Origin of the sequence: Micromonospora sp. NPDC051543, assembly GCF_044454415.1 — a bacterium.
Taxonomy (GTDB): Bacteria; Actinomycetota; Actinomycetes; order Mycobacteriales; family Micromonosporaceae; genus Micromonospora.
Genome location: NZ_JBITDT010000010.1, coordinates 91,070 through 117,977, shown reverse-complemented (window position 1 = coordinate 117,977; position 26,908 = coordinate 91,070). Strand labels below are relative to the sequence as shown.

Sequence of the window (26,908 nt, the reverse complement as noted above, 5' to 3'; positions counted from 1 at the left end):
CCGTGCCACAACCGGAGTGGTCACCCCCGATGAGCCGGCGTCGACGCCGGCTCATCGCCGTCCTGGCGACGACGGCGACCCTCGCCGCGCTGCTACCCACCGGCACGAGCAACGCCGCACCCGCCGCCGCTCCCGCCGAGCGCACGTCCGGGCCGTTCGCCGAGGGGCACCAGCCCGCCGACCTCGACAACCGCACCGGTACGGCGGCACCCGACGCCCGCCAGCGCGGGCTGGCCCGCGCCGCAGACCCCGACGCGCGGTGGAACCGGCTCGGCACCCCCCAGGCGCTCGGCCCCGGTCGTACCCCCCTCGCCACCGGACTGCCCGCGGACCCGGAGGCCGCCGCGCGCGCCTACCTGGCCGCCAACCGCGACCTGTACGGCATGGACGCCGCGACGGTCGCCGACCTGGACCGGGTGCTGGTCCGGCCGATCGGCAGCGGTGCGGTGGTGACCCTGCGGCAACGCTTCGGCGACCTGCCGGCCGGTCACGACGGTCTGGTCACGCTCGCGGTCAGCGGCGGCTCGGTGCTCGCCGTCAACTCCTCCCTGGCCCGGGACACCCGCGCGCCCGCGCCCGCGACCCGCACCGCCGAGCAGGCGTACGCCGACGCGCTCGCCGACGCCGGGTTGAGCCCGACGGCCGTGGCCAGCCACACCGTGCGGGCCGTGGCCGTGCCCACCCCGCTGGACGGACCCCGGGCCGCCTACGAGGTGACCATGATCGGCGCGGACGCCGACCACCCGGCGGCGTTCACCAGCTACGTGGACGGCGGCACGGGCAAGGTGCTGGTCCGCGAGGACCTCGTCGACTTCGACTCGGACAACCCGAGCTGGGCGGTCTTCCCGGCCACCCCGCCCCGCGACCTCGCCGCCGGCCAGGACCCCCGGGTCCGCTGGTGCGGCGACCCGGCCCCCGACTGCCAGGCGGCGTTCCGTGACCCGGCCACCGGGCAGCCGTGGGACGTCGACGCGGCCACCGGCACACCCACCTTCACCTCGCGCGGCAACTCGGCCAACACCGTGCTCTCCTGGGGCAACAACACCCCGGTCGTGCCGGCCACACCCAGCGCGGAGCGCCGCTACGAGTACCCGTTCACCGACCAGTGGCACCAGGCGAGGTGCAACCCGGAGGTGTTCACGTCCACGCAGCGCAACGACGCGGACGCGGCGATCGCGAACCTGTTCGTCATGCACAACCGCATGCACGACTGGGCGTACCAGCTCGGCTTCACCGAGTCGGCGTGGAACCTCCAGGCGGTCAACCTCACCCCGTCCGGACTCGGCGGCGACGCCGAGCAGGGCCGCGCCCAGCAGGGCGCGCTGACCGGCAACCGCAACAACGCCAACCAGGGCACCCCGCGCGACGGTCTGCCGCCGACCACCAACATGTACCTGTGGCAGCCGCAGGCCGGTGGCCCGTACCCGCCGTGCGTGGACGGCGACTACGACATGACGGTGATTGGCCACGAGTACACCCACGCCATCACCAACCGGATGATCGCCGGCCCGGACAACGGGATCAGCGGCCACCAGGGCGGCGCGATGGGCGAGTCGTGGGGCGACCTGATGGCCGCGGAGTACCTCTACCAGAACGGCCTGCGCGCTCCCGGCGAGACGCCCTTCGTCACCGGCGGCTACGTGACCGGCAACCTGGTCAGCGGCATCCGCAACTACGACCTGAGCCGCAGCCCGCTGAACTACTCCGACATCGGCTACAACACCGCCGGCCCGGCCGTGCACGCCGACGGGGAGATCTGGGGCGCGACCAACTACCGGGTACGTGCCGCGCTGGTCAAGCGGTACGGCCTCGGCACCCCGCAGCGGCAGCGGGAGTGCGCGCAGGGCACGGTGCCCGCCGACAGGTGCCCGGGCAACCGGCGCTGGTCGCAACTCGTCTTCGACTCGTTCCTGCTGCAGGCGGCCAGCCAGGTCAGCATGCTGGACATGCGGGACAACATGCTCACCGCCGACCTGCTGCGCTTCGGCGGCGCGAACCAGGACCTGATCTGGGCCGAGTTCGCCCGCTCCGGGATGGGCCGGGACGCCGCCACCAACGGCGCCGCGGACACCGACCCGACGCCGAGCTTCGCCTCGCCACGGGGCGGCAACGCGACACTCACCCTGCGCCCCCGTGGGGACAGCGCCGACGCGCCGATCCGGGTGTACGTCGGGGCGTACGAGGCGCGGGCCGTACCGATCGCCGACACCGACCCGGCGACGCCGATCCCGGACACGGTGGAGCTGGTCGCCGGCACGTACGACCTGCTGGCCGTCGCGCCCGGCTTCGGGCACCAGCGGCTCAGCGTGGTCGCCGACGCCGGCAAGGCTGGCTACGTGGACCTGCGGATGAGCCGCAACCTCGCGTCCACGGCGTCCGGCGCGACGATCAGCGGTGACGGGGTCAACCTGGACCGGGTCGCCGACGACACCGAGGCGACGAACTGGGCCTCGCTGGACGGGGTGGCCGGCAAGCAGCTCACCGTGGCGCTGGCCGGTGACGCACCGCAGGTGGTCAAGCGGGTCAACGTCAGCGCGATGCTGCGACCCGCGATCGTCGGCGACGCGGACACCGGCAGCCAGAACGCGCTCAGCGCGCTGCGCTCGTTCGCCGTGTCCGCCTGCGACGCGACCACCACCGACTGCGCCGACCCGGCGCGTTGGCGGCGCATCTACACCAGCGCGGCCGACGCGTTCCCCGGCGGGGCGTACCGGGCGTACAGCCGCGACATCAACCTGCGCACGTTCGCGGTGCCGACCACCGTCGCCACCCACCTGCGGTTGGAGGTGCTGGCCAGCCAGTGCACCGGCGGACCGCAGTACGCCGGTGAGCAGGACGACGACCCGGCCACGACGACGGACTGCGCCACGGCCAGCCCGTCCCGTGCCCAGGTCAGGATCGCCGAGTTCCAGGCGTTCGCGAAGTGACACCGTCGGGGGGGGGGGGCGACCGCCGGCCCCGACAACCCCCGATCAGCGGCGTGCCGGGTGCCAGCGCCCGGTCGGCGCGGGCCGCTCCCAGAGCCGGTCCACCGGCGGGTCCTCGGCCTCGTCCTTGGCGGCACGGGTCAGGTGGCGCAGCCGCAGCAACAGGCCCACCCCGAGCGAGAGCAGCAACCCGCCGAGCAGGAACGCCGCCTGCACGACACCGAACCCGCCGGTCTGCGCGACCGGACGGCCGGCCGACGGTGGCGCCGCGTCGACCGGCTGCTCCGCGACCGGTTCCTCGGCCTGGATGCTCTCCTCCTGAGCCGGTTCGCTCGGTGGGTCGCTCGGCTGCGCCGGGGTCGGGCTCGGCGTCGGCGTTCGGGCTCCGGCGCCGCCCGCTGCCACCACCGATCGGGTGGCGGTCTGGCGGGCCAAGAGGCGCAGGTTGGCGTCGTACGCCTCGGCGGCGAGGGTGACCCGCCCCTGCGTGACGTCCTCGGCGAAGGCCACCCGGTAGCGGGCGGTCACCGTGCGGCCCGGGCAGAGGGTGCCCGGGTCGAGTTGCCGGTCGGTCAACCGGGCCACGTCACCCTCGGTCCGGATCTCCACCGGGAAGTCGCCGTTCTCCTCCACCCGGTCCATCTTCACCTGGTCGAGCCGGATGCCCTGCACCCGGAGCGCCATCGACCAGCGCACCTTCGCGCACCCGCCACGCCGGTCCGTCTGCGAGACCACCGCGGAGATCGTGCGCACCTGTTCGCCGGCGGTGAACCGGGCCGGCAGGCCGCCCATCTCGGTGGCGAACGCCGCCTGCGCCGGCGCCGCCAGGGTGAGCACCACCCCGGCGCTGCCGGCCACCAACGCCCCGAGCCGCAGCGCGTACCGCCACACGATCACCACCACCTCGCTCCGTTCGGTCGTCTCCACCTCGCAACGCTAGGAGCGGGACAGCGCCGCCGACAGACGGGTGTGTTCGCACCGGACGACAAGCAGAGGTCGTGTTTTCACCGACAGTGGTGAACCGGTCACCACTCCCCCGCGACACGCCGGGCGTCGGGTCGCTGGAACAATCGGGCAGGTGTCCGAGCTCTCCAGCACGTTCGTCCGGCTGCACGCCCGACTGACCCCGGTCCCCTTCGTCCCCGAGGTGCGCCTGCACCAGGCGGACGAGCCGATCGGGCTCTGGGAGTTGACCGAGGGCGAGTTCTCCACCGACCGGCCACCGCCGTTCTGGGCCTTCGCGTGGGCCGGCGGGCAGGCGCTGGCCCGCTACGTCACCGACCATCCGGAGCTGGTCGCCGGCCGGCGGGTGCTCGACCTCGCCTCCGGCTCCGGCCTGGTGGCCATCGCCGCCGCCCGGGCCGGCGCGGCCTCCGTGCGCGCCGTCGAGGTCGATGAACTGGCGGTCGCGGCCGTCGCGCTCAATGCCGAAGCCAACGGGGTACGCGTCGACGCCGAGTTCGCCGACATCCTCGACGGTGACGCGGGCGACGCCGAGGTGGTGCTCGCCGGGGACGTCTTCTACAGCGACGCGATGGCCCGACGGGTGCTGCGGTTCCTGCTGCGCGCCACCCGGGCCGGGGCGCCAGCGCTGGTCGGTGACCCCGGCCGGGCGTTCCTGCCCCGGGACCGCTTCGACGAGCTGGCCAGCTACGACGTACCGGTGCCGGAGGCCCTGGAGAGCGTACGGGTGAAGCGCACCACCGTCTGGCGGTTGCGCCCGGGCCTGCCCGGAGCCGCCGGCTAGCGTGTCGGCGTGCTCTTCTCCGGCTGGTCGTCCGCGGTCGAGGCACCCTGGCCGGACGTCGCCGAGGTGACCGACCACGTCGGCGTACGCCACCTCGTCGTCACCCGGCACGCGCTGGTCCGCCAGGTCCTCGCCGATCCGGAGCGCTACCGGCCGGACAACGCCCTCGACGCGGTGACCCCGATGCCGGTCACCGCGCTGCGGGTGCTCGCCGGGCACCGGTTCCGGCTGCCGCCGACCCTGGCCAACAACTCCGGTGCCAGCCATCCGGAGATCCGGGGCATCGTGGCGGACGCGCTGCACCCCGCGAAGGTCGCCGCGCAGCGCCCCTGGCTCACGGCCCTGGTCCGGGAGCGGGTGGCCCGGCTACGGGCCACCCTCGACGCCGGCGCGTCGGTCGACCTGTACGCGGACCTCGCCGCCGACCTGCCCCTGCTGGTGCTGGCCCGGCTGGTCGACCTGCCGGACGCGCCGGTCGGCGCGGTGAAGGAGTTCGCCCGGGCGGCGCTGGAGCTGTTCTGGGCACCGCTGGACGCCGACCGGCAGGTGGCGCTCGCCGCCGAGGTGGGCCGCTTCCACCACGTACTGCGGGAGTTCGCGGCCACCGGTGGCGGCCTGGCCGCCGAGCTGCGCGCCGCCGGGCATCCGCCGGACGTGGTGGTCGGCGCGCTCTTCTTCCTGCTGGTCGCCGGACAGGAGACCACCTCGCAGTTCCTCACCCTGCTGCTGCACCGGCTGGCCGGCGAACCGGCGGTACGCGCCGCGCTGCGCGCCGGCGACGTCGCGGTGGCCGACGTCGTTGAGGAGGGCCTGCGCCTCGAACCGCCCATCGTCACCTGGCGGCGCGTGGCCGCGGCGGACGGCGTTCTCGGCGACACGGCCGTGCCGGCGGGCACCAGCATCGTGCTGTGGCTGGCCCGCGCCGGTCGCGACCCGGCGGTCGTCGACGCGCCGGACGATTTCGTTCCCGGGCAGCGCGGGTCGCGGCGGCACCTGGCGTTCGGGGCGGGGGCGCACCGGTGCGTCGGCGACGTCCTGGCCCGCATGGAGGCGGCCGTCGTGGTGGCCGAGGCCGCGCCGCTGCTGGACGGGGTGACGGTCATCCGTCCGCCGTGGTGCCCGGACAATCTCACCTTCCGGATGCCGGACGCCTTCGTGGTCCGAGGCGCAATCGGAGGTCCCGGGCTGACCGGATCCTGACAATCGCCCGGTATGTTTCCGGGCGTGTCCGCCACCCCCACCCGTCGGATCATCGCCGCCACAACGCTTCTGGCCCTGCTGGCGCTGAGTGCCTGCGCAGCCGGACCCGCGTTCCACGCCCGGCAGATCGCCGCCCAGCCGAGCCCGTCGGCCGTACCGATCGCGTCCGCCACGCCGTCCCCGTCGGCCTCGCCGTCGCCGACCGCCCCGCCGGCACGCGAGACCCTGGACTGGTACGTGTCGCAGGCGCCGGTCTTCCCCGCGGCGCCACTACCGGAACCGGTGCCGCTGCCGGTGACCGGTGCGATCCCGTTCTGGCACCGCGTGCCGACCGACCAGAAGGTCGCCTTCATCACCATCGACGATGGTGGGCTGGCCCGACCGCCGGCGGTGCCCGACTTCATCGCCCGCGCGCACATCCCGGTCACCATGTTCCTGAACTCGCCGGCCGCCGAGGAGCACGACGTCTACTTCCGCCAGATCCAGATCGCCGGTGGGGTCGTCGAGAACCACACCATCCGGCACAACTCCCTCGCTGGCCGGTCGTACGACTACCAGAAGCAGGAGATCTGCGGATCGGCGGACAAACTTCAGACGCTGTTCGGCCAGCGGGCGACCCTGTTCCGCCCACCCTTCGGCGAGTACGACCACACCACGCTGAAGGCCGCCCAGGACTGCGGCGCGAAGGCGGTCCTGCACTGGTCGGAGACGGTCCACGAGGGCAAGGTGCGGTATCAGACCCCGGAGAAGGTGGTCCAGCCCGGCGACGTGCTGCTGATGCACTTCCGGCCGGCGCTGATGGACGACCTCCTGGCGGCGTTGAAGGCCATCCACCGGGCCGGACTCACCCCGGCGCTGCTGGAGGACTACATCCGCTGACCCGGGCGACCTGACGAAAGTCCAATACGGCTTAGGCGCGTACGCGCGAACTGGACCGCCTCGGTTGCACACCCGCCGGAGCGGTTCGCCGTTGGATGACCACACCGGCCTTCATCACGTACACCTCGCGCTTGGCGGTCGCGTCGCCCCTCGCGTCGAGCACGTACCCGGTTAACCAGATCCAGTCGTGGTACGGGTCGGTCTCGCCGACCGACACGATGCGCAGCCTCAGCGCCCGGTTCGCGGTGAACTGCGGCGAGCAGGCAGCCCCGACCAGCACCACGTCTCCGGCCTTCATGCCAGCCACCCGAGGAACCGGCGGTATACGGCGTCGGCGGGAGCCCAGGCCATGTCCTGCGTAGCCGCCGCCAGGTGCGACCCCATGTAGATCCGCAGGGCCGGCTCGTGCGTGGCCATCAGTTCTCACCCGGCCAGTGACCCCGGTTGATCGGGATCTTGTGTCTGGCCCGGCAGGGCAGCTCGTTCCCACACTTGCACACGTTCCGCCACTTGATCCACGACCACACCGGCTTGTGCCTGCGAGCCAGGGTCATGGCTACGGCCAACCAGTACTCGGCATATCGGACGCGTCGGGTCATGTGCCCACGGTCGTCGCCTCGGTCGGATTAGTCAACTGGCAATAGCCGAAAGGAAAGAGCGAGTCGCCTTACGTTCGGTCTATGGACCGAGGGCCAGGTCAGCTCATGGGGCCGTTCGAGATCGCCGAGCGCCTGGGCGTCTCGCGGCAGCGGTTCCAGCAGCTCGCCCGGTACCCAACCTTCCCGAAGCCGTACCAAGAGCTACGGGGCACGAAGGTCTGGTTGGCCGAGGACGTCGAGGCGTGGATCAAGAAGTACCGCCAGCCACGCCCGACCGAGGACGACACGCCGGACTGACTGGATACGGCGACCGCAGTCTAGGGCAGATCTTGGACACTTTCCGTTAGCTGCTAACAGTTAGCTGCTAACGGAAAGTGTCCAAGATTGCCAACAATGGCGGGTGAGGCGGCTGGAGGTCGAGTCGCCGATGGGCGTTCGGCGGTTCAGGCCCCTTGGAATAGATCATCTAGTCTTTTTCGCCCTGGTGGGCGGCCCGTTCCCGTGTCCCGGAACGGGGGTGGGAACGCCGTTCCCTGGACCCCCGCCGGACCTCCACGCCGTTCCCCTACCCGTTCGTCGACAGGTGTTCAGCTGCTCTCCTCGGCCCAGACGCGCCAGTCGTCGAGCACCCCGTGCAGCGCCGGAGTGAGCCACCCCGGCGCCGACCGCCGGAACACCCCCGGATCGATCGCGCCCGCCCCGGCCGGCACCGCGCCCAGCAGGTTCGGCACCAGGTCGGTCAGGTTCGTCCAGTGCACCAGCTCCGGCGACGCCGGCCAGGCCCCGATCACCACTCCGGCCGGTACCGCCCGACGGTCCAGCGCCTCCAGGGTCAACGCCGTGTGGTTGAGCGTGCCCAGCCCGGCCCGGGCGACCACGACCGCGGGCGCGCCGAGGGACACCGCCAGGTCGGCCATCGTCCACGGCTCACCGGACGGACGCAGCCCCATCGGCACCAACAGACCGCCGGCCCCCTCGACGAGGACCAGGTCGTGCTTGTCCGCCTCCGCGCGGACGGCGTCCACCGCCGTGTACAGCTCCAACGGAGGCAGGTCCGCGACCCGGGCAGCGGCCAGCGGCGCGAGCGGGTCCGGATAGCTCGCCAGGGTACGCCCGGTCAGCGGGGCCGCCAGCCGGTTGACCGCGTCCACGTCACCCGGCTCACCACCGGCCGTGCCGGTCTGGCCCGGTTTGACCACCGCCACCCGCAGGCCGGCGGCCTGCGCCGCCGCCGCGATCGCCGCCGTGACCACCGTCTTGCCCACCTCGGTGTCGGTGCCGGTGACCAGCACCGGCCCCTCCCACGCCGAATCAGTCACAGCGTCACCTCGGTTCGCGACTGCGGGGCTCGAAAACCCGGCTCACTCCTCGCGCTCACGGCGCCACCTCGGTTCGCGACTGCGGGGCTCGCAAACCCGGCTCACTCCTCGCGCTCACGGCGCCACCTCGGTTCGCGACTGCGGGGCTCGCAAACCCGGCTCACTCCTCGCGCTCACGGGGCACAGTCCACTATGACGTCCAGCGCCCTCTCGAAGTCCTCTCGCGGCACCCCCGCGCTGATGGTGAGGCGCAGTCGGGAGCGGGTGTCCGGGGTCGACGGGGGCCGGAAGCACCCCACCGCCACGCCCCGGTCCCGGCAGTCGGCCGCCCAGGCCGTCGCGGCCTCCGGACCGGGCGCCGCCACCGAGATCACCGCCGCGTCCGGCGCGGAGACGGTCAGCCCGGCCGCGCGCAGTCGACCGACCGCCAGCGTGACCCGGTCGGCGACCTCGGCGCGCAGGTCGTCACCGGCTCGGGCCAGCCCCAGCGCGGCGTGCACCCCGGCCGCCACGGCCGGCGGCAGCGCGGTGTCGAAGATGAACGTACGGCCGGTCTCGACCAGGTGTCGGACGAACTCGGCCGGACCGGCGACCAGTCCACCCGCCCCGCCGAGCGCCTTGGACAGGGTGGCGGTGACCACCACGTCCGGCTCGCCGGCCAGACCGGCGGCGGCCACCGCTCCCGCTCCGGACGGACCGGTGACGCCGAGCGCGTGCGCGTCGTCGACCAGCAGCAGCGCGCCGTAGCGGCGGGCCACCGCGTGCAACTCGGCCAGCGGTGCGAGGTCGCCGTCGACCGAGAAGACCGACTCGGTGACCACCACCGCCGGGCGTCCCGGCGCCACGGCCAGGGCCGCGGCCACCGCCGTCACGTCGGCGTGCGCGCTGACCACCGTCTCGGCGCCCGAGATCCGGCAGCCGTCGATCAGCGACGCGTGGTTGTGCGCGTCGGAGACGAGCAGGGTGCGGGGCTGCACGAGAGCCCGCAACGCGCCCAGGTTCGCCAGGTAGCCGGAGGAGAAGACGAGCGCCCGGTCGGTGCCCAGCCACTGCGCCAGGTCGTCCTCCAGGGCGTGGTGCGCGTCGGTCGAACCGCGTACCAGACGCGAACCGGTCGCGCCCAGCCCGTACGCGGCCAGTGCCGCCGTGGCCGCGGCCGTGACCTCCGGGTGGGTGGCCAGGCCGAGGTAGTCGTTGCCGGCGAGGTCGGTCATCCGGTCGTCGGCGGGACGCGGGTGCAACCGCCGGGTCAACCCGGCCTTCGCCCTCAACTGCGCGCGACGATCGAGCGCCGCCAGCCAGTCCGCCACCGTCACCCCTTCACCGCCGTCCGCGCCGGTCACGCCGACGTCCGCCGGGCGAAATTACCACCCGCGACCACCGAGGCGGCGAATCCCTTCGGTACGCGGGGCACGGCGGCGGCGAACGTGGCCGCGGCGAGACCGACCACCACGGAACGTCATAGAGGCGTCACTGATGGTCGCCGCGCGGGCGGCGCGTCGGCCGAGCCGCGCGGCCCGCGATCGGGCCCGGCCCGGCGGTTCGCGTCGACCCCGACGGCAGGTCATACCCGGCCGGTCCGGGGCCTTGTAGGGTACGAGCCATGCCAGAGATCCTCGACCAGGCCCGCACCCAGGTCCTGGGTGACGGCGTCGGCCTCGACCAGGCCGGCGTCCTCGCCGTGCTCAACCTGCCCGACGAGCACCTGCCCGCCGCCCTGCAACTCGCGCACGAGGTGCGGATGCGGTGGTGCGGCCCCGAGGTCGAGGTCGAGGGCATCGTCTCGCTGAAGACCGGCGGCTGCCCGGAGGACTGCCACTTCTGCTCCCAGTCGGGCCTGTTCACCTCCCCGGTGCGCTCGGTCTGGCTGGACATCCCGTCGCTGGTCGAGGCCGCGAAGCAGACCGCGAAGACCGGGGCCACGGAGTTCTGCATCGTGGCCGCCGTGCGCGGCCCGGACGCGCGGCTCATGAAGCAGATGCGCGAGGGTGTCGCCGCCATCAAGGCCGAGGTCGACATCCAGGTCGCCGCGTCGCTGGGCATGCTCAGCCAGGAGCAGGTCGACGACCTGGTCGACATGGGTGTGCACCGTTACAACCACAACCTGGAGACCTGCCGGTCGTACTTCCCCAACGTGGTCACCACACACTCTTGGGAGGAGCGCTGGGAGACGCTGCGGATGGTCCGCGACTCCGGCATGGAGGTCTGCTGCGGCGGCATCCTCGGCCTCGGCGAGACCGTCGAGCAGCGGGCGGAGTTCGCCGCGCAGCTCGCCGAACTCGACCCGCACGAGGTGCCACTGAACTTCCTCAACCCGCGCCCCGGCACCCCGCTCGGCGACCGCCCGGTGGTCGAGGGCAAGGACGCGCTGCGGGCCATCGCCGCGTTCCGGCTTGCCATGCCGCGCACCATCCTGCGGTACGCGGGCGGCCGCGAGATCACCCTCGGTGACCTGGGCACCCGCGACGGTCTGCTCGGCGGCATCAACGCGGTGATCGTCGGCAACTACCTGACCACGCTGGGCCGGCCGGCGACCGCCGACCTCGACCTGCTGGACGAGCTGAAGATGCCGGTCAAGGCCCTCTCCGCCACGCTGTGACGACCATGACGACGACCTCCGACGCCGAACCGGGCCGCAGCGGCGGCCCGGCGTCGGCGGCCGTGCCCTGGTGCGACAGGTGCGGCGAGGCGGCGGCCGACGGCCCCCACCCGGGCTGCGCGGCGGCCCGGCAGTTGGAGCCGCCGCGCTACTGCGCGTGCTGTCGACGCCGGATGAAGGTGCAGGTCCTGCCGGTCGGCTGGTCGGCGGTCTGTGTCGAGCACGGCGAGATCCAGGGCTGAGCCGATGCTGCACGGGCGGGCGGTGACCCTGCGACCGGCGACGGTCGCGGACGTGCCGGCCCTCGCGGCCATCCGGGCGCACCCGGAGGTACGCCGGTGGTGGCGCGGCGGTGACGACCTGGCCGGCGCGGTCCACGCCGACCTCGGTGACGACGACCTGACGCTGTACGCCATCGAGCACGACGGCCGGGTGATCGGCGCGATCCAGTGGTACGCCGAGTCCGACCCGGACTACCGACACGCGAGCCTGGACGTGTTCCTCGAACCGGAGTCCCGTGGCGAGGGCCTCGGCGGAGACGCCATCCGCACCCTGGCCCGGCACCTGATCGACGAGTACGGCCACCACCGGTTCACCATCGACCCGGCGGCGGCGAACAGCGCCGCCATCCGGGCGTACGCGAAGGTGGGCTTCCGCCCGGTGGGCATCATGCGCCGCTACGAACGCGGCGAGGACGGCCGCTGGCACGACGCCCTGCTGATGGACCTGCTCGCCGACGACCTGACGGACTGAACCCAAGGGCGTGCCCGGCACCGCACGGGTGCCGGGCACGCGTTCCTCGGACTGGCTGACGCCTAGCGCTGGAGGGTCAGTACACCCGGCCGCCACGGCAGCCGGTTGTAGTCGCCGCTCGCGTTGGGGTCCTTGCCCTGGTACAGCAACTGCAGGTTGCAGGCGTCGACGGTCTTGGTCTGGTCGGGGTTGGTGCGGACCAGGTCACCGTGGCTGATGTCGTTGGTCCACGTCGCGCCGCTGTTGGCCTTGCCGGCGAACGGGTTGCTCTCCGTGGCGGCCTGCGGGGTCCACGAGCCGCCCAGGCTGGTGGACGTGAACGACCGGAAGTAGCGCTGCCCCTGGCTTCCGATCGCCTCGACGATCATCAGGTACTGGTTCTGGCCCGCCACCTTGTAAACCTCGACGCCCTCGAACAGGTTATTGGACGAGTCGGTCATGATCGTCGTGTAGGTCGAGCCGAAGCTGCCCGGGAAGTTCCCCAGCGGCATGCTCGACCGGTAGATCTTGCCGTTGTCCCCGGCAAAGAACAGGTACATGTTCTGGTCGTCGCCGATGAGGGTCTGGTCGATCACACCGTAGGGTGCGTCCGAGAGGGTGGCGGTGGACAGCGTCTGCGCCGAGGACCAGCCGTTGGCGTTCGTCGGGTCGCTCGACGTCTTGTAGCTGAACGAGGTCGGTCCCCACTGGTACGCCAGCACCCAGATGTTCTTGGGGGCGAAGTACAGCAGCGTGGGCGCCACGGTGCCCTGGCTCATGCCGTTCTGGCTGGCCGAGGCCATGTCGGACCAGTTGGTGAACGTGCCGAAGTTCATCGAGCTGTACTGGCCGCTGCTGTTGACGTACGACCCGTAGACCAGGTGCTGGCCGTTGTAGACCACGTTGGTGAAGTCCTTGAGCGAGAGCCAGCCGTTCTTCGGGCTCGTCAGCGCGCCGGTCGACGACCACCGGTAGGTCGACGGGAGCGCGCAGCCGCTGTTCGGCGGCGGCGTGGTGGTCGGCGGCGGCGTGGTGGGGGCCGGCGTGGTGGGGGCCGGCGTGGTGCCGAAGTCGGTCCGCCACTGCTGGTTGGTCTGCCCGTGGCAGTCGTACAGCTGGACCTGCTGGCCGTTACCGGTGCCCCAGACGTCCAGGCAGCGACCGGACTGCACGCCGGTGATGGTGCCGTTGGAGTTGATGTTCCACTGCTGGTTGGCGCCGCTGCCGCAGTCCCAGATGATGATTGCGGTGCCGTTGGCGGTGGCCGCACCGTTCGCGTCCAGGCACTTGCTGCCGTAGACCCGCAACTGCTTGCCACTGGTGTACGTCCACTGCTGGTTCGACTGACTGTGGCAGTCGTAGAGCTGGACCCGCGTGCCGTTGGTCTGCGTGGAGTTGGGCACGTCGATGCACCGACCCGACTGGACCCCGACGATCCGGCCGGCGCCACCGCTCGGCGGCGGGGTCGTGGTCGGACTCACCGTCGGGCTCACGGTGGGGCTCACCGTCGGGCTCGCGGTCGGGCTGGAGGTCGGCGGGGCCGCGTTGAGCGCGTTGAGGACGGAGTTGTACGCGGCCTTCTTGTTGCCGTTGCCGTCGAAGAGCAGCGGGCTCTCGTTGGAGCGCCAGGAGTCGCTGTCGCGTACGCCCCAGACGGTGATGCCGATGCAGCGCGGCACGTTCAGGCACGCCTGGGTCAGCCCGGCGTACTGGGTGGTGGAGGCGTTGGTGACGTCGACCTCGGTCAGCGCCACGTCCACGCCGAGCGCGGCGAAGCTGGACAGCGTGGTCTGGAAGTTGCTCGGCAGCGAGCTGCCGCCGGTGAAGTGGGTCTGCAGGCCGACGCAGTCGATCGGCACGCCGCGGGACTTGAAGTCCTGGATCATGCGGTAGACGCCCTGCGTCTTGCCGTACGACCAGTTCTCGATGTTGTAGTCGTTGTAGCAGAGCTTGACCGACGGGTCGGCCGCCCGCGCGGTGCGGAACGCCACCTCGATCCAGTCGTTGCCGGTGCCCTGGAGGTTGGAGCTGCGGCGGCTGCCGTCCTCGTTGAACGCCTCGTTGACCACGTCCCACGCGGCGAGCTTGCCCCGGTAGTGGCCCATCACGCCGTTGATGTGGTCGATCATCGCCTGACGCAGGCTGCTGCCGCTCAGGCTCTGCATCCACCCCGGCTGCTGCGCGTGCCAGGCCAGGGTGTGCCCACGGACCTTCAGGCCGCGCTGGGTCGCCCAGTTGTAGATCTGGTCACCGGAGTTGAAGTTGAACTGGCCCCGCTGCGGCTGCGTCGACTCCGGCTTCATCTCGTTCTCGGCCGTGATCATGTTGAACTCTTGCGCCGCGATCGTGCTGTACTGCGAGTTGCTGAGCCGGCCCGCCGCGATGGCGGTGCCGAAGTACCGGCCCGACTGCGCGGCGGCCGCGCCGAGCGTGCTCGCGGCGGCGTTCGCCGAGGGCATCATCACCGTGACGGCGGCCACCGTCACGACGCTGAACGCGCCGGCGAGCAGCGCCCGGAAGACGGGCGACCGCCGTCGCCGGGTCCTGCCGCGATGATCGGATGGGGTCATTGTCATCTCTGCCTCCCTACTGGCCTGCACCCGGGCCGCCGAGGCGGGGACGACCAGCGATTTCGGTTGAATATTTATCTCAGTCGATGTTCATATCACGCGTCCGGCCCGGACGACGGAGGTTTCGGAAAAGTTTCGGAAATGTGTGGGGCTGGCGCGCCCCACCGGGGTCGGCGACGTCATTCCCGGTCCGACCTGCCGCGTGCGGGCCCTGGACAGTTACCGCACGCGTGGCGCGGCAACTGCCCAGGACCTCGAGGCTCAGGCGACGGCGCAGGTGGTGTTGTTGACGGTGAAGGCGGTCGGCTTCGGGTTGCTGCCGCTGTGTGTGCCGTTGAAGCCGAAGCTCACCGACGCGCCCGGCGCGATCGTGCCGTTGTAGGACAGGTTCGTCGCGGTGACCGCCGCGCCGGACTGGCTGACGGTCGCCGACCAGCCCTGGCTGACGGTCTGCCCGTTGGCGAAGCTGAACCGCAGTGCCCAGCCGTTGATCGCGGCGGTGCCGGTGTTGGTGATCGTCACCGTCGCGGTGAAGCCGGTGTTCCAGTCCGTCGTGGCGTACCCCACCGAGCAGGTGCCGCCGACCGGCGGCGCCGCCGTGGTCACCGCGACCGGCGCGGACGCCGCGGAGGTGTTACCGGCCGCGTCGACGGCCACCACGTAGAACTGGTACGCCGTGGAGGCGGTCAGCCCGGTCACCGCGAGGGTGCTGCCGGTCGGCGACCCGATGAGCGCGTCGGTCGCGCCGGCCTCGCGGTAGACCCGGTAGCCGGTGACGCCCACGTTGTCGGTCGACGGTGTCCAGGCCAGGGTGAGACCGGTGGCGGTGACCGCCGAGGCGACCGGCGTGCCGGGCGTGCTCGGCGCGGTCGTGTCGGTGGAGCCGGTCGGCGGCGTGGTCACGGTGAGCACCGGCGAGGCCGCCGAGGTGTTGCCCGCGCCGTCGCGGGCCACGACGGTGAACTCGTACGACGTCGCCGGCAGCAGCGTCGAGATGGTCAGCGTCGTGCCGGTGACCGGCCGGACCAGGACCGTGTCGCTGCCGACCTGGACCTCGCGGACGTCGTAGCCGGCCAGCCCGCTTCCGCCGCTGTCGGTGGACGCCGACCAGGTCAGGGTCACCGAGCGGGACGCGAGATTCGACGCCACCGGCTTGCCCGGGACGCTCGGCGCGGTCGTGTCCGGCACGACCGGCCCCGGCTCGTCACCCCAGACGCGGGTGCTGCCGGCGTACAGCGGGACCTTGCGGTTCGGCCCGGCGGTCGCCTGGTACGACGGGTCGTTGGTCGGATCCCAGGTGCCGCCCTCCGGCACACCGATCTTGAACTGGACCTCCATCCGGTGTGCCGACTGTCCGGCCGGGGCGATGGTGTAGCCGGTGCAGTCCACCTCGACGTACCAGATGTCGCCGCTGAACTGCTTGGCGGCGGTCGGCGACGGGCAGCCCTGGGTGTAGCCGGAGGTGACCTGCACCGGGCCGCTGCCGTCGGGCCGGAAGTAGTACCGGAACTTTCCGTTGGTCAGCGCGCGGGCCGGGAACGCCGACTTGTTGTAGACGATCGCCTTGAGCCCGGTGGCCCGCGGCTCGGCCTGCATGACGGTGGTCTCCACGGTCATCTCGTCGATGTCCGGCGTCTCGGCGACCGGGAAGTTCGCCAGCGGGGTGCCACCGTACTCGGAGGTCAGCCGGACCAACGCGGACGTGAAGCCGGCGTTGTAGTCGGTGGCCACCTCGTTCATCACGTAGTCCGACCGGCTGTCGCTGTACGCGTCGTTGGCCGAGGACGGGCCGCCGACCAGCGCGCCGTAGAGGGTGTGCCGGGTCTCGACGGGCACGGTCTGGCTGTCCCACCAGGACCCGTGCGCGGTGCGGTGGTGCGGGTTCTTCGGCGCGTTGGCGCCGAACCCGATGACGTAGCTGGAGTTGCGCGGGTTGTCGCCGAGCGCGTAGTTGATCTGCCGGACGGCGAAGTCGTGGTAGCGCGCCTTGCGGGTCGTGTCGGTGGTCTTGTCGCTGTAGACCAGCGCGGCGAAGGAGGTGTTGGCCGCGTAGCGCAGCGCGCCCCAGGAGTCGAGCACCGCCATCCCACCGGGCGAGTACGGCACCCGCTGCCCGTTCACCCCGACCGTCCAGTAGTCCAGCCAGCGGTTGGCGTCGTCCACGTACTTCTGCTTGCCGGTCAGATTCGCCAGCAGCACGTACGCGCCGAACTGCTTGTTGTCCCAGGCGATCGTCCACTTGTAGGAGCGGGTCGTGGACTGCGGCTCGGTGCCGAGCTTGTCGTACTCACTCTCGGCCTTGGTCAGGTAGCTGGCGTCGCCGGTGGCCCGGTAGAGCCAGATCGCCGCCCACACCAGCTCGTCCTGGTAGCCGCTCCACGACTTGTAGAACGAGGCCGCGTCGGTGATGCACTCGCTGTAGGCCTTCCGCACGGTGTCGGCGAACGTGTAGAGCTGCCGGGCGTGGGTGAGCAGCTTGTCCGCGTAGGTCGCGTCGGTGGGCCGGAACACCATCGAGGAGGCGGCCATCGCGGCCGCCGTCTCCCCCGCCAGGTCCGCGCCGCCACAGCTCGCATCGATCTTGTACGCGGGCCGCGCCATCGGCATCACCTCGGCCGGACCCCACCACTTGTGGTCGTCGTCGCCCTTGCCGACCTGTCCGTAGAGGACGTTCGCCGACGGGTGCGCCTTGATGAAGTAGTCGTTGACGAAGCGCAGGTTGTTCAGCAGGTGCGGCAACTGCCCGGAGGAGGCGTAGCCGCTGCGGTACTCCACCGCGCCCCAGGCGAGCATGGTGGCGCTGAACGCCATCGGGAAGCCGAACTTGACGTGGTCGCCGGCGTCGTACCAGCCGCCGGTCAGATCGACCCCCGTACCGGCGCCGTCGGTGAGGGCGCTGTCGCCGCGCCAGGAGACGCGGTTCCAGTCGGGCAGCTGGCCGGACTGCTGCGCCTCGTAGAACAGCAGCGACTTCTGCAACGCCTCGGCGTAGTTGAAGGAGGCCGCGGCGGACGCGGGCCCGGGCGTCGGCGCGGCGACCGCGAGGGCCGCGCCGGTGAGCAGAGCGACGCCGGCGGCCAGCAGCCGCCGGGGCCACGGTTGGTCGACGACGGGCGACCGGCCGGGGTGGCCGGTGGACGGCCGGGTCTGGTGGCGCATGAAGGCTCCTGTTGACCAGGCGCCGCCGGCGGTCGCACCGACGCGGGACGGCGTGGGGGCGGCACGGCCACCGGCGACAGCGGGGGTGGCGGTGTGGCCACGGGCGTGGAAGCGCTCCCATGGATATCCGACAATGTAATCGGCCAGCCATCGGTTGGGAAGCCTGCGACGCTCACCGGTCGACCGCGCCGAGCGGTCCGGTGGTCATCCTCAGAGCATGGGCGCCGCCGGGCCACCGGCCCCTCACTGCGGACGGGACAGGGCCTCAACGGCGAGCGGGACGGTGAGCGTGAGCAGGGCGCCGTCGCGCTCCACCGAGCTGGGTCGGGCGAGCCGGCGCAGCGTCCGCAGCATCGGGGTGTTCTCGGCCTGGACGTGCAGCACCAGCGCCGCGAACCCGGACCGGTCCGCGTGCCGGGCCAGCCGGCGCAGCAGCGCCGAGCCCAGCCCGCGCCGCTGCCAGTCGTCGCGTACCAGAAGCGCCACCTCGGCCTCGTCGCCCTCGCCGAGCAGATTCGCCATGGCGACCACCGTGCCGTCGGTGTCGGTGGTCGTCGCGACCAGGGTGAGCCCGCGCGTCGGCTCCAACAGTCGACGCAGCCGGGCCGGCCGCGGCAACGCGGCCCCGCTCAGGTAGCGCCGTTCCCGACTGCGCGGGGAGCACGCCTCGTGCAGCTCCACCACCGCCGCCAGGTCGTCCGCGCACGCCGGCCGCACCGCCACCTCGACGCCGTCCGGCAGCACCAGGGTCACCTGCTCGGCGGCCCGACGGGCCACGGTGGCGGCCAGCTCGACCAGGGCCTGCGCCCGGGCGTACTCCGCCGGAGTGAAGGCGGGCGCGGCCCGGCGCAGCGCGAACGCGCCGCCCGCCGGGTCGGCCAACACCATGCTCGTGCCGGTGCTGCCCCGGTCCGTACCGGTCGCCGCCGGAAGCCAGCTCACCGAGTCGGCGCCGAGCAGCGTACGCAACGCCTCACCGGTGGCGTCCGGGTCGCGCACCAGCCGGTTGGCCAGGCCGAGCACCCGGGTCGGTTGGTCGACCAGGCCGCGCGCCTCGCTGCGCGCCACCCAGCAGTCCCGCCCGCGCCCCCGTTCGACGGCGGCGATCAGCTCGGCCTCGTCGAGCGTGTCCGGCGCGTCCACCAGAAAGTCGTCCACCGCGCCATGCTCGGTGGGCTGCACCTGCACCGTGAGGATGTTGACCCCCCGTAGCGCGAGGCTCGCCGTGAGGACCGACAGATAGCCGGGCCGGTCGTCCACTGTCGCTCGGATCCGCCACAACGTCATGGTTGGCTCCCTTCCCCACCCAGAGCCTCGTCCGCCGCTGTTGCCGCCGGGTTGCTCGCCGGTGTCGACCCGGGAACTCCTCGCGCTGGTCAGGGACCGGCGACCACCGGGGGCGCACCGACCAGATCCAGTCGGTCGCCCAGGATGACAGCGCTGGCCCGGACGAGTTGGGTGAGCCGGTCGACCTCCGTGCTGTGGAAACCAGCGGCGCAGAGGGTCTCGTTGTGCTCGCGGGCCACCACCAGCACCAGACCGGCCCGCCCGAACGGGGCGATCGCGTAGTGGGTGCCGTCGGGCGCGGTCATCGACCGCCCGCGCAGCGGAGTCACCTCCGGCAACCGCGGCGGTACGGGAGCCCGCCAGCTCGCGTGGCCGACGGTGGCTCCGCCACCCCCCGTACGTGACGCCCAGTCCGCCGGGACCACGGCCGCGACCGCCCAGTCGGCCGCCAGCAGGCCCGGCACGGCGTCCACCAGGGTCGCCAGTCCGTCAGCCGGGTTCGCCGCGACCTGGGCCAGCAGCTCCGCGTCCTGGCCGGTGGTGGTGGGCGCGCCGATCGCCCGCCAGACACCGTCCACCCGTACGCCCGGGATCGCCGCGAGACCGGCCAGCAGACGCTCGACCCGTGCCGCGCCGGGCCACACCACCGTGAAGTCGTCCACCGCGCGCCCGCCGAGACGCTCCAGGACCACGACCTGCACGATGTCCGCGCCGGAGACACCCAGCGTGCGGGCAACCTGACCGAGGGTGCCCGGACGGTCCGGCAGGGTGACCCGAACTCGCAGCAACATGTCTGTCCCTCCGCTCGGCGGGCCGGCGAAAGAGCGGCCGGCAGGCTGAGAACAGCCTGGCTGTTGACCATTTCGTCCCTGTTGCAGAGGCATGTCCCGAGGGGAAAATCTGACCTTGACAACGTGAGCGGCCTGCCATCAACTAGTCGGATGACCGATCCGGCCGCCAGCGCGCTCCGGCCGGGCGCTGTTCCGGCCACCCCCGCCGGGATCGACCTCGATCGGCTCGCCGACCACCTCTCGACGCACCGGCCCGAGCTGGCCGGAGGGCCGATGCGGGCCCAGTTGATCGCGGGTGGCAAGTCCAACCTCACCTACCTGCTGCGCCTCGGCGAGCGGGAGGTCGTGCTGCGCCGCCCACCGCTGGGGCACGTGCTGGCCACCGCGCACGACATGGCCCGCGAGTTCCGGGTCATCTCCGCGCTGGCGCCCACCGAGGTGCCGGTCCCCGGCGCGCTGCTGCTCTGCACCGACACCGGGGTTCTCGGCGCACCGTTCTACCTGATGGAACGCATGCCCGGCGAGGTGTTCCGCGCCCGCGCCCACACGGACCCGCTGGGCGACGAACGACGCCGGGCTCTCGCCATGGCGATGATGGACACCCTCGCCGCGTTGCACACCGTCGAGCCGGCCGCCGTCGGGCTCGCCGACTTCGGCCGCCCCGAGGGCTACCTGGCCCGGCAGGTCCGCCGCTGGGCCGGGCAGCTCGACCGCTCGCGCAGCCGCGATCTGCCCGGCATCGACGAACTTCGCGACCGGCTCGCCGCGACCGCCCCCGAGGGCGCGAACGCCGGCCGCATCGTGCACGGCGACTACCGGCTGGACAACCTCCTCGCCTCGGCCGACCCGGTGGCCGTACACGCCGTCCTCGACTGGGAGATGGCCACCCTCGGCGATCCCCTCGCCGACCTGGGGCTGCTGCTGACGTACTGGGACGTGCTGGGCGACAGCGACAGCGCCGCCGGCAACCCCGTCGCCGACGGCCTCGGCCCCCGCGCCGGCTTCCCCACCGGCGCCGAGCTGATCGACAGGTACGCCGGGCGCAGCGACGTCGACGTCGGACCGCTGCACTGGCACGTGGCGCTGGGCTGTTTCAAGCTCGCCGTCATCTGCGAGGGCATCCACTACCGCCACACGCTCGGGCAGACGCTCGGCGAGGGCTTCGACCGGATCGGCGACATGGTGGCACCGCTGGTCGCGCACGGGCTGACCGCTGCCAGGGAGCGGTGATGGACTTCGCGTACGACGCCCGGACCGAGGAGCTGCGCGGCGAGCTGACCCGGTTCCTGACCGAGCACGTCTACCCGGCCGAGCCGGTGCACGCCGAGCAGGCGGCCACCGGCGAGGAGTGGTCGCGTACCCCGGTGCTGGCCGAGCTGAAGGCGGAGGCCCGCAAGCGCGGCCTGTGGAACCTGTTCCTGCCCGACCCGCGCTACGGCGCCGGCCTGACCAACCTCCAGTACGCGCCGCTCGCCGAGCTGACCGGGCGCAGCCCGCACCTGGCGCCCGAGGCCGTCAACTGCGCGGCGCCGGACACGGGCAACATGGAGCTGCTGGCCGAGTTCGGCTCGGACGCCCAGCGGGAGCGCTGGCTCGTGCCGCTGCTGGAGGGCGAGATCCGCTCGGCCTTCTGCATGACCGAGCCGGAGGTCGCCTCGTCCGACGCGACAAACATCGCCACCCGGATCACCCGCGACGGCGACGAGTACGTCGTCAACGGCCGCAAGTGGTGGTCGTCCGGCGCCATGGACCCGCGCTGCGAGATCCTCATCGTGATGGGCAAGACCGACCCGGACGCCGACCGGCACCGCCAGCAGAGCATGGTGCTCGTCCCCCGGGACACGCCGGGTGTGACCGTCCGCCGGGGCATGCACGTCTTCGGCTACAGCGACGGCACGCACGGCGGGCACGCCGAGATCGACTTCACCGACGTACGGGTGCCGGCGGCCAATCTGATCGGCGCCGAGGGCACCGGCTTCGCCATCGCCCAGGCACGACTCGGCCCGGGCCGCGTCCACCACTGCATGCGATTGATCGGAATGGCCGAACGGGCACTGGAGTTGCTGTGTCGCCGGGCCAACGAGCGGATCGCGTTCGGCCGCCCCCTCGCCGAGCAGGGCGTCGTGCGGGAGTGGATCGCCGAGTCGCGGGTCCGCATCGAACAGGCCCGCCTACTGGTGCTCAAGACGGCCTGGCTGATGGACACCGTCGGCAACAAGGGCGCGCACACCGAGATCCAGGCCATCAAGATCGCCACGCCGGCGATGGCGGAGTGGGTGATCGACAAGGCCATCCAGGGGTACGGCGGCGCGGGCGTCAGCCAGGACACCCCCCTGGCCGCCCTCTGGGCACAGACCCGCACCCTGCGCCTCGCCGACGGCCCCGACGAGGTCCACCGCAACTCCCTGGCCAAACGCGAACTCCGCCGCTGGCACCCCTAACCCCAGCCCCCACCCCCGGCCCCCACCCCCACGGCACGCCGATCTTGCACTTTCTGTCGACGGTTCGCGTGGAGTGCCCCATATGTCGCCGCAGAAAGTGCAAGATCGGCGGGAGATGGGGCGGGCGGGGCCTCGCGGCGGGGCTCGGGGGTCAGGCGCTGGCTCGGTGGACGAGTTGGGTGTCCAGGAGGATGTGCGGGGCGGGTAGGTCGTCGCCACGGATGCGGGCGACCAGCAGTCGGGCCATCTGCCGGCCCATCTCCTCGACCGGCTGGAACACGCTCGTCAGGGGTGGCTCCGCCTGGCGGGCGATCGGCGCGTCGTCGAAGCCGATCACGGCGACGTCCTCCGGGACACGCCGGCCGGCGCCGCGCAGGGTCCGCAACGCGCCGAACGCCATCAGGTCGGACGCGACGAAGACGGCGTCCAGGTCCGGGCAGGCGTCCAGCAGCCGGCGCATGGCGGTCGCCCCACTGCTCTCGCTGAAGTCGCCGTACGCGATCAGGTCGGGGTTGACGCCGACGCCGGTGGCCTTGACGGCCTCGGTGTAGCCGGCCAGCCGGGCCAGGCCGGCGCCCATGTCCTGCGGGCCGGCGATGGTGGCGACGCGCCGCCGTCCCTGGCTGGTCAGGTACTCCACCGCCTGCCGTGCGCCGCCAACGTTGTCCACGTCGACGAACCACGCCGGCTGGGCCCCGGGTTGCAGCATCCGGGCCGGTCGGCCACCGAGCACCGCGGGCAGACCGCGCTCCTCCAGCAGGGTGGGTAGCGGATCGGAGTCGTGCAACGACAGCAGCAGTACGCCGTCGACGTGCTGGTTGGTGAGGTGGTGCTCGACGCGCTCCCGCTCGACCGGCGACTGGGCCATCGCCAGCCAGAGCTGCATGGGTGTCTCCAGCAGACCGGAGCTGATCCCCCGCACGATCGCCGCGAAGAACGGCTCGGTGAAGACCCGCTCCCCGGATTCGGACACCACCAGGGCGACGGAGTCGGTCCGCTGGGTGACCAGCGCGCGGGCGGCGCGGTTCGGCACGTACCCCAACTCGGCGATCGCCTGTTGGACCGCGGCCCGGGCCTCCGGGCTGACCTGGGGCGAGCCGTTGACCACGCGCGAGACCGTGCCCCGACCCACGCCGGCACGCGCCGCGACCGCGTCGAGGGTCGGGCGCCCGAGCGAGCGGGTGCGCTGCGTTGTCATCGTCTGCTCCTCCGACGGCGGGCGGGCCCGGCGCCACGCGAGAGTGGACGCCGGGACCGCCCTGATGGCTGGCCCGAGCCTATTGTGCGGCCAGACCGTTGCGTCGGATCACCGAGGCGTACCACCTGGCGCTGGACTTGGGTATGCGAAGCTGGCTGTCGTAGTCGACGTGGATCATGCCGAAGCGCTTGGTGTAACCCCAGGCCCACTCGAAATTATCCATCAATGACCAGGCGAAGTATCCCCGCAGGGGCACGCCGGCGTTGATCGCTTCGTGGCAGGCCCGCAGGTGGGCATCGAAGTAGGCCAGCCGGTCGACGTCGTCGACCTGCCCGTCGACGACGGTGTCGACGAACGCGGAGCCGTTCTCGGTGACGTACAGCGGCAGGTCCGTGTACTCCTCGTGCACCCGCCGCAGCGTCTCCACCAGGCCCGGGGCGTCGATCTCCCAGTCCATGTCGGTCACCGGGACACCGCGGGTGACGAACCGGACGTCCTCGCTGCCCGGCCAGCAGGAGGGTGCCCGCCAGTACGGCTCGGGCTCGGCGCCCTCGATCGGCGCGGCGACCACGTGCCGGCTGTAGTAGTTGATCCCGACCAGGTCCAGCGGCGTGGAGATGGTCGCCAGGTCACCGTCGCGGACGTGGTCGAAGTCGGTGACCTCGCGCAGGTCGGCCACCAGATCCTCCGGGTACGACCCCCGCAGCAGCGGGTCGAGGAAGAAGCGGTTGGCCAGCCCGTCGATCCGGCGGGCCGCGTCCACGTCGGCGGGAGCGTCGGTAGCCGCGTCGACCGGGTACAGGTTGACGGTCACGCCCACCTCGGCCGTGGGCCGGGCGGCCCGCAGGGCCTGCACGGCCAGGCCGTGCCCGAGCATCAGGTGGTGGCCGGCGCGCACCGAGTCCGCGCCGTTGGACCGGCCCGGGGCGTGTACGCCGGAGCCGTACCCGAGGAACGCCGAGCACCACGGCTCGTTCAGGGTGGTCCAGTAGCGCACCCGGTCGCCGAGCGCGTCGGCGACGAGCGTGGTGTAGTCGGCGAAGCGCGCGGCGGTGTCCCGCGACGGCCAGCCACCGGCGTCCTCCAGCTCCTGGGGAAGGTCCCAGTGGTAGAGGGTGAGCCACGGCTCGATGTCGTGGGCCAGCAGCTCGTCCACGAGCCGCCGGTAGAAGTCCAGGCCCTTCGGGTTGGCCGCGCCCGTGCCGCCGGGCTGCACCCGGGGCCAGGAGACCGAGAAACGGTACGACTTGAGGCCCAGCTCGGCCATCAACGCGACGTCGTCACCGAGCCGGTGGTAGTGGTCGCAGGCCACGTCGCCGGTGTGCCCGTGGACCACCCGGCCCTCGGTGTGGCTGAAGGTGTCCCAGATCGACGGGGTGCGGCCGTCCTCGGCCGCCGCCCCCTCGATCTGGTATGCCGCGGTCGCGGCTCCCCACAGGAAGCCGGGTGGAAAGGTCAGCCCGGAACGCTCGTCGAGGAGGTCGACGGCGGATGGGCTGGCGGGGTTGCTCACGACTTGACGGCACCTTCCATGATCCCGCCGATGATCTGGCGGCCGAACAGAACGAAGACGATGAACAGCGGAAGGGTCGCGATGAGCGTACCCGCGAAAATCTGAGAATTATCCGCGAAGTACGCGGTGTTCAGACTGCGCAGCGAGATCTGCACGGTCGGGTTGGCCGGGTCGGCGAGCACCACGAAGGGCCAGAAGAACTGGTTCCACTGCTCCATGAAGGTGAGCAGCCCGAGCACGGCCGCCGCGGGCCGCAGCGCCGGCACCACCACGTGCCAGTAGACACGCCAGGTGGAGCAGCCGTCGACGCGGGCCGCCTCGATCAACTCGTTGGGTACGGCCTGCTCGGCGTACTGGCGCATCATGAAGATGCCGAAGCCGCCGATCAGGAACGGCACCGTCACCGACGGCATCGTGTTCAGCCATTCCAGCTTCGCCATGAGGATGTACAACGGGAGCACACCGAGCTGGATGGGAATCATCATCGAGGCCAGGATGATGAGCAGCAGCGCGTTCTTGCCACGGAAACGCAGTTTCGCGAACGCGAATCCGGCGAGCGAGCCGAAGAACACGGTCGCCACCGTGATCGTGCCCGACACCAGGAACGAGTTCATCAAACCCTTGACGATGTTCGCGTCGCCGTTGTCGAGCACCCGCTGGATGTTCTCGCCCAGCTTGCCGCCCGGCAGGAACGGCGGGGGCCATGAGTTCGCGGCGTCACTGGTCCGCGAGGCGATGACGATCATCCAGTAGAACGGGAAGAGCGACAGGATGACGCCGAGGACGAGCCCGAACCAGGTGAGCGGGCTGGCCGTCCAGAGCTTCTCCGCGCTGTGGCGGATGCCGTTGCGTTCGGCCGGTGGCCGGACCGACGGCGGTCGCAGAGTGGTACTGGTCATGGGTGGGCCACCCTCACTTGTCGGAGCTGATGCGGCGGGCCAGCAGGTAGTTGATGAACGAGACGGACGCGATCAGCAGGAACAGCACCAGGGCGACCGCGCCCGCGTACCCCCACCGGAACCGCTGGTTCATGACGTCCAGCAGGTACATCGTGATCGTCTGGAACTGCCCCTCCGTGCCGCCGGAGAGCGCGCCCGAGCCGCTGGTGAACATCAGCGGCTCGGTGAAGAGCTGCAGACCGCCGATGGTCGAGATGATCAGCGTGAAGATGATGGTGGGGCGCAGCTGCGGGATGGTGATCGACCAGAACTGGCGGCGTTGCGAGGCGCCGTCGAGGGCGGCCGCCTCGTACACGTCCTTGCTGATCGACTGCATCGCGGCGAGGTAGATGAGGGCGTTGTAGCCCACCCACCGCCAGTCGACCATCGTGGCGATGGCGACCCAGGAGGCGAAGCGGTTGGCCCGCCAGTCGATGGGGCCGAGACCGACCAGGTCGAGCAGCCAGTTCATCAGGCCGAAGTCCCGGGCGTAGATCATCGAGAAGATGAGCGCCACCACGGCGGTCGAGGTGATGATCGGCATCGCGATCGCCAGCCGGAAGAACATCTGGCCGCGGATGCGGCGGTTCAACGCGTTGGCCAGCATCAGCGCGATGAGCAGCTGCGGGATGGTGGAGAGCGCGAACATCCCGAAGGTGTTCACCACCGCGTTCCAGAACTGCGGGTCGTTCGTGAACAGCTCGACGAAGTTGTCCAGACCGACGAAGCTGATCGTCGCGTTCATCGGTGACCGGTCGGTCATCGCGATCCAGAACGTGTAGACGATCGGGTAGACGCCGAAGATCGCGAAGAGCACGAAGAACGGCAGGACGAAGACGTACGGGGTGAAGCGCAGGTCCAGCCGGTTCAGCTGCCGGCGGCGCGCCGTTGAGTGCCGTGGCGCCGGGCGCGGCCCGCGGGCCGACGCGCCCGGTGGCGCGGGGGTCTTCAGGGAGCTCATGAGCGGTCCTTCACACTCGGCGACGCCTCGTGGGGCGCCGCGGCAGGG

23 protein-coding genes are annotated in these 26,908 nt (G+C 71.8%); 10 read left to right on the top strand and 13 right to left on the bottom strand.

Annotated elements, in window-relative coordinates:
* Nucleotides 1-2: 2 nt before the first annotated feature.
* The gene (locus ACIA3K_RS19510; RefSeq protein ID WP_396802665.1) at nt 3-2,927 is read left to right on the top strand and encodes a M36 family metallopeptidase; all 2,925 of its coding nucleotides are present in this window, start codon (nt 3-5) and stop codon (nt 2,925-2,927) included.
* A 45-nt stretch (nt 2,928-2,972) separates the two neighbouring features.
* Here ACIA3K_RS19510 and ACIA3K_RS19505 read toward each other — a convergent pair whose 3' ends face one another.
* On the bottom strand, nt 2,973-3,854 hold the full coding sequence (locus ACIA3K_RS19505; RefSeq protein ID WP_396802663.1) for a hypothetical protein: 882 nt from the start codon (nt 3,852-3,854) through the stop codon (nt 2,973-2,975).
* 151 nt (nt 3,855-4,005) lie between these two features.
* On the opposite strand from ACIA3K_RS19505, the gene ACIA3K_RS19500 reads away from it, so the two are divergent.
* Genes ACIA3K_RS19500 through ACIA3K_RS19490 form a run of 3 tightly spaced genes read left to right on the top strand, consistent with a single transcriptional unit; the run spans nt 4,006 to nt 6,753 of the window.
* The gene (locus ACIA3K_RS19500; RefSeq protein WP_396802661.1) at nt 4,006-4,674 is read left to right on the top strand and encodes a class I SAM-dependent methyltransferase; all 669 of its coding nucleotides are present in this window, start codon (nt 4,006-4,008) and stop codon (nt 4,672-4,674) included.
* Nucleotides 4,675-4,683: 9 nt separating this feature from the next.
* A complete protein-coding gene (locus ACIA3K_RS19495) occupies nt 4,684-5,874 on the top strand; it encodes a cytochrome P450 (RefSeq protein WP_396802659.1) in 1,191 nt (396 codons plus the stop codon).
* Between the two features lie 24 nt (nt 5,875-5,898).
* Nucleotides 5,899-6,753, top strand: a complete 855-nt coding sequence (locus ACIA3K_RS19490) for a polysaccharide deacetylase family protein (protein WP_396802657.1) — start codon at nt 5,899-5,901, stop codon at nt 6,751-6,753.
* A gap of 31 nt (nt 6,754-6,784) precedes the next feature.
* Here the strand turns inward: ACIA3K_RS19490 and ACIA3K_RS19485 are convergent, their stop codons facing one another.
* Together ACIA3K_RS19485 and ACIA3K_RS19480 are read right to left on the bottom strand one after the other, a co-directional pair.
* Nucleotides 6,785-7,051: a hypothetical protein gene (locus ACIA3K_RS19485; RefSeq protein ID WP_396802656.1), complete on the bottom strand. Its 267-nt coding sequence runs from the start codon at nt 7,049-7,051 to the stop codon at nt 6,785-6,787.
* Nucleotides 7,048-7,170 (bottom strand): hypothetical protein, encoded by a 123-nt coding sequence (locus ACIA3K_RS19480; RefSeq protein WP_396802654.1) that lies wholly within the window; start codon nt 7,168-7,170, stop codon nt 7,048-7,050. Before ACIA3K_RS19480 ends, ACIA3K_RS19485 begins: the two co-directional genes overlap by 4 nt.
* Before the next feature lie 263 nt (nt 7,171-7,433).
* Between ACIA3K_RS19480 and ACIA3K_RS19475 the strand changes: the two genes are divergently transcribed.
* Complete coding sequence (locus ACIA3K_RS19475) at nt 7,434-7,649, top strand: helix-turn-helix transcriptional regulator (protein ID WP_396802652.1); 216 nt, start codon at nt 7,434-7,436, stop codon at nt 7,647-7,649.
* A gap of 290 nt (nt 7,650-7,939) precedes the next feature.
* Here ACIA3K_RS19475 and bioD read toward each other — a convergent pair whose 3' ends face one another.
* Together bioD and ACIA3K_RS19465 are read right to left on the bottom strand one after the other, a co-directional pair.
* Nucleotides 7,940-8,644: a dethiobiotin synthase gene (bioD, locus tag ACIA3K_RS19470; protein ID WP_396802948.1), complete on the bottom strand. Its 705-nt coding sequence runs from the start codon at nt 8,642-8,644 to the stop codon at nt 7,940-7,942.
* 200 nt (nt 8,645-8,844) lie between these two features.
* Nucleotides 8,845-9,981 carry an 8-amino-7-oxononanoate synthase gene (locus ACIA3K_RS19465; RefSeq protein ID WP_396802947.1) on the bottom strand — a complete coding sequence of 379 codons (1,137 nt, stop codon included), beginning with the start codon at nt 9,979-9,981 and terminating at the stop codon, nt 8,845-8,847.
* A 293-nt stretch (nt 9,982-10,274) separates the two neighbouring features.
* On the opposite strand from ACIA3K_RS19465, the gene bioB reads away from it, so the two are divergent.
* Genes bioB through ACIA3K_RS19450 form a run of 3 tightly spaced genes read left to right on the top strand, consistent with a single transcriptional unit; the run spans nt 10,275 to nt 12,023 of the window.
* Nucleotides 10,275-11,270 carry a biotin synthase BioB gene (gene bioB, locus ACIA3K_RS19460; protein ID WP_355051766.1) on the top strand — a complete coding sequence of 332 codons (996 nt, stop codon included), beginning with the start codon at nt 10,275-10,277 and terminating at the stop codon, nt 11,268-11,270.
* Nucleotides 11,271-11,275: 5 nt separating this feature from the next.
* On the top strand, nt 11,276-11,512 hold the full coding sequence (locus ACIA3K_RS19455) for a hypothetical protein (RefSeq protein WP_396802650.1): 237 nt from the start codon (nt 11,276-11,278) through the stop codon (nt 11,510-11,512).
* Nucleotides 11,513-11,516: 4 nt separating this feature from the next.
* Entirely contained in the window at nt 11,517-12,023 is a 507-nt protein-coding gene (locus tag ACIA3K_RS19450) for a GNAT family N-acetyltransferase (protein WP_396802649.1), read from the top strand.
* Between the two features lie 62 nt (nt 12,024-12,085).
* Here ACIA3K_RS19450 and ACIA3K_RS19445 read toward each other — a convergent pair whose 3' ends face one another.
* From ACIA3K_RS19445 to ACIA3K_RS19430, 4 genes are all read right to left on the bottom strand, one after another.
* Nucleotides 12,086-14,578, bottom strand: coding sequence for a non-reducing end alpha-L-arabinofuranosidase family hydrolase (locus ACIA3K_RS19445; protein WP_396802647.1), 2,493 nt, complete (start codon nt 14,576-14,578; stop codon nt 12,086-12,088).
* A 255-nt stretch (nt 14,579-14,833) separates the two neighbouring features.
* Nucleotides 14,834-17,731, bottom strand: coding sequence for a glycoside hydrolase family 9 protein (locus tag ACIA3K_RS19440; RefSeq protein ID WP_396802646.1), 2,898 nt, complete (start codon nt 17,729-17,731; stop codon nt 14,834-14,836).
* A gap of 243 nt (nt 17,732-17,974) precedes the next feature.
* Nucleotides 17,975-19,018, bottom strand: coding sequence for a GNAT family N-acetyltransferase (locus ACIA3K_RS19435; RefSeq protein ID WP_396802644.1), 1,044 nt, complete (start codon nt 19,016-19,018; stop codon nt 17,975-17,977).
* Nucleotides 19,019-19,107: 89 nt separating this feature from the next.
* A complete protein-coding gene (locus ACIA3K_RS19430) occupies nt 19,108-19,809 on the bottom strand; it encodes an amino acid-binding protein (RefSeq protein ID WP_355051760.1) in 702 nt (233 codons plus the stop codon).
* 150 nt (nt 19,810-19,959) lie between these two features.
* On the opposite strand from ACIA3K_RS19430, the gene ACIA3K_RS19425 reads away from it, so the two are divergent.
* Together ACIA3K_RS19425 and ACIA3K_RS19420 are read left to right on the top strand one after the other, a co-directional pair.
* Entirely contained in the window at nt 19,960-21,039 is a 1,080-nt protein-coding gene (locus tag ACIA3K_RS19425) for a phosphotransferase family protein (RefSeq protein WP_396802643.1), read from the top strand.
* Entirely contained in the window at nt 21,039-22,250 is a 1,212-nt protein-coding gene (locus ACIA3K_RS19420; protein WP_396802641.1) for an acyl-CoA dehydrogenase family protein, read from the top strand. The genes ACIA3K_RS19425 and ACIA3K_RS19420 overlap by 1 nt, the downstream gene beginning before the upstream one ends.
* A gap of 151 nt (nt 22,251-22,401) precedes the next feature.
* On the opposite strand, the gene ACIA3K_RS19415 is transcribed toward ACIA3K_RS19420, so the two are convergent.
* From ACIA3K_RS19415 to ACIA3K_RS19400, 4 genes are all read right to left on the bottom strand, one after another.
* Complete coding sequence (locus ACIA3K_RS19415) at nt 22,402-23,448, bottom strand: LacI family DNA-binding transcriptional regulator (RefSeq protein WP_396802639.1); 1,047 nt, start codon at nt 23,446-23,448, stop codon at nt 22,402-22,404.
* Between the two features lie 79 nt (nt 23,449-23,527).
* Complete coding sequence (locus ACIA3K_RS19410; RefSeq protein ID WP_396802637.1) at nt 23,528-24,961, bottom strand: GH1 family beta-glucosidase; 1,434 nt, start codon at nt 24,959-24,961, stop codon at nt 23,528-23,530.
* Nucleotides 24,958-25,803, bottom strand: coding sequence for a carbohydrate ABC transporter permease (locus ACIA3K_RS19405; RefSeq protein WP_355051884.1), 846 nt, complete (start codon nt 25,801-25,803; stop codon nt 24,958-24,960). The genes ACIA3K_RS19410 and ACIA3K_RS19405 overlap by 4 nt, the downstream gene beginning before the upstream one ends.
* Before the next feature lie 70 nt (nt 25,804-25,873).
* Nucleotides 25,874-26,860, bottom strand: a complete 987-nt coding sequence (locus ACIA3K_RS19400) for a sugar ABC transporter permease (protein ID WP_355051753.1) — start codon at nt 26,858-26,860, stop codon at nt 25,874-25,876.
* Nucleotides 26,861-26,908 lie beyond the last annotated feature (48 nt).

Excerpts from the sequence above, each read along its gene's own strand:
- ACIA3K_RS19445 (WP_396802647.1), bottom strand. The coding sequence starts at position 14,578 with ATGACAATGACCCCATCCGATCATCGCGGCAGGACCCGGCGACGGCGG.
- ACIA3K_RS19425 (WP_396802643.1), top strand. The coding sequence starts at position 19,960 with ATGACCGATCCGGCCGCCAGCGCGCTCCGGCCGGGCGCTGTTCCGGCC.
- ACIA3K_RS19450 (WP_396802649.1), top strand. The coding sequence starts at position 11,517 with ATGCTGCACGGGCGGGCGGTGACCCTGCGACCGGCGACGGTCGCGGAC.
- ACIA3K_RS19440 (WP_396802646.1), bottom strand. The coding sequence starts at position 17,731 with ATGCGCCACCAGACCCGGCCGTCCACCGGCCACCCCGGCCGGTCGCCC.
- ACIA3K_RS19485 (WP_396802656.1), bottom strand. The coding sequence starts at position 7,051 with ATGAAGGCCGGAGACGTGGTGCTGGTCGGGGCTGCCTGCTCGCCGCAG.
- ACIA3K_RS19420 (WP_396802641.1), top strand. The coding sequence starts at position 21,039 with ATGGACTTCGCGTACGACGCCCGGACCGAGGAGCTGCGCGGCGAGCTG.
- bioB (WP_355051766.1), top strand. The coding sequence starts at position 10,275 with ATGCCAGAGATCCTCGACCAGGCCCGCACCCAGGTCCTGGGTGACGGC.
- ACIA3K_RS19475 (WP_396802652.1), top strand. The coding sequence starts at position 7,434 with ATGGACCGAGGGCCAGGTCAGCTCATGGGGCCGTTCGAGATCGCCGAG.
- ACIA3K_RS19415 (WP_396802639.1), bottom strand. The coding sequence starts at position 23,448 with ATGACAACGCAGCGCACCCGCTCGCTCGGGCGCCCGACCCTCGACGCG.
- ACIA3K_RS19455 (WP_396802650.1), top strand. The coding sequence starts at position 11,276 with ATGACGACGACCTCCGACGCCGAACCGGGCCGCAGCGGCGGCCCGGCG.
- ACIA3K_RS19400 (WP_355051753.1), bottom strand. The coding sequence starts at position 26,860 with ATGAGCTCCCTGAAGACCCCCGCGCCACCGGGCGCGTCGGCCCGCGGG.
- ACIA3K_RS19480 (WP_396802654.1), bottom strand. The coding sequence starts at position 7,170 with ATGGCCACGCACGAGCCGGCCCTGCGGATCTACATGGGGTCGCACCTG.
- ACIA3K_RS19430 (WP_355051760.1), bottom strand. The coding sequence starts at position 19,809 with ATGTTGCTGCGAGTTCGGGTCACCCTGCCGGACCGTCCGGGCACCCTC.
- ACIA3K_RS19435 (WP_396802644.1), bottom strand. The coding sequence starts at position 19,018 with ATGACGTTGTGGCGGATCCGAGCGACAGTGGACGACCGGCCCGGCTAT.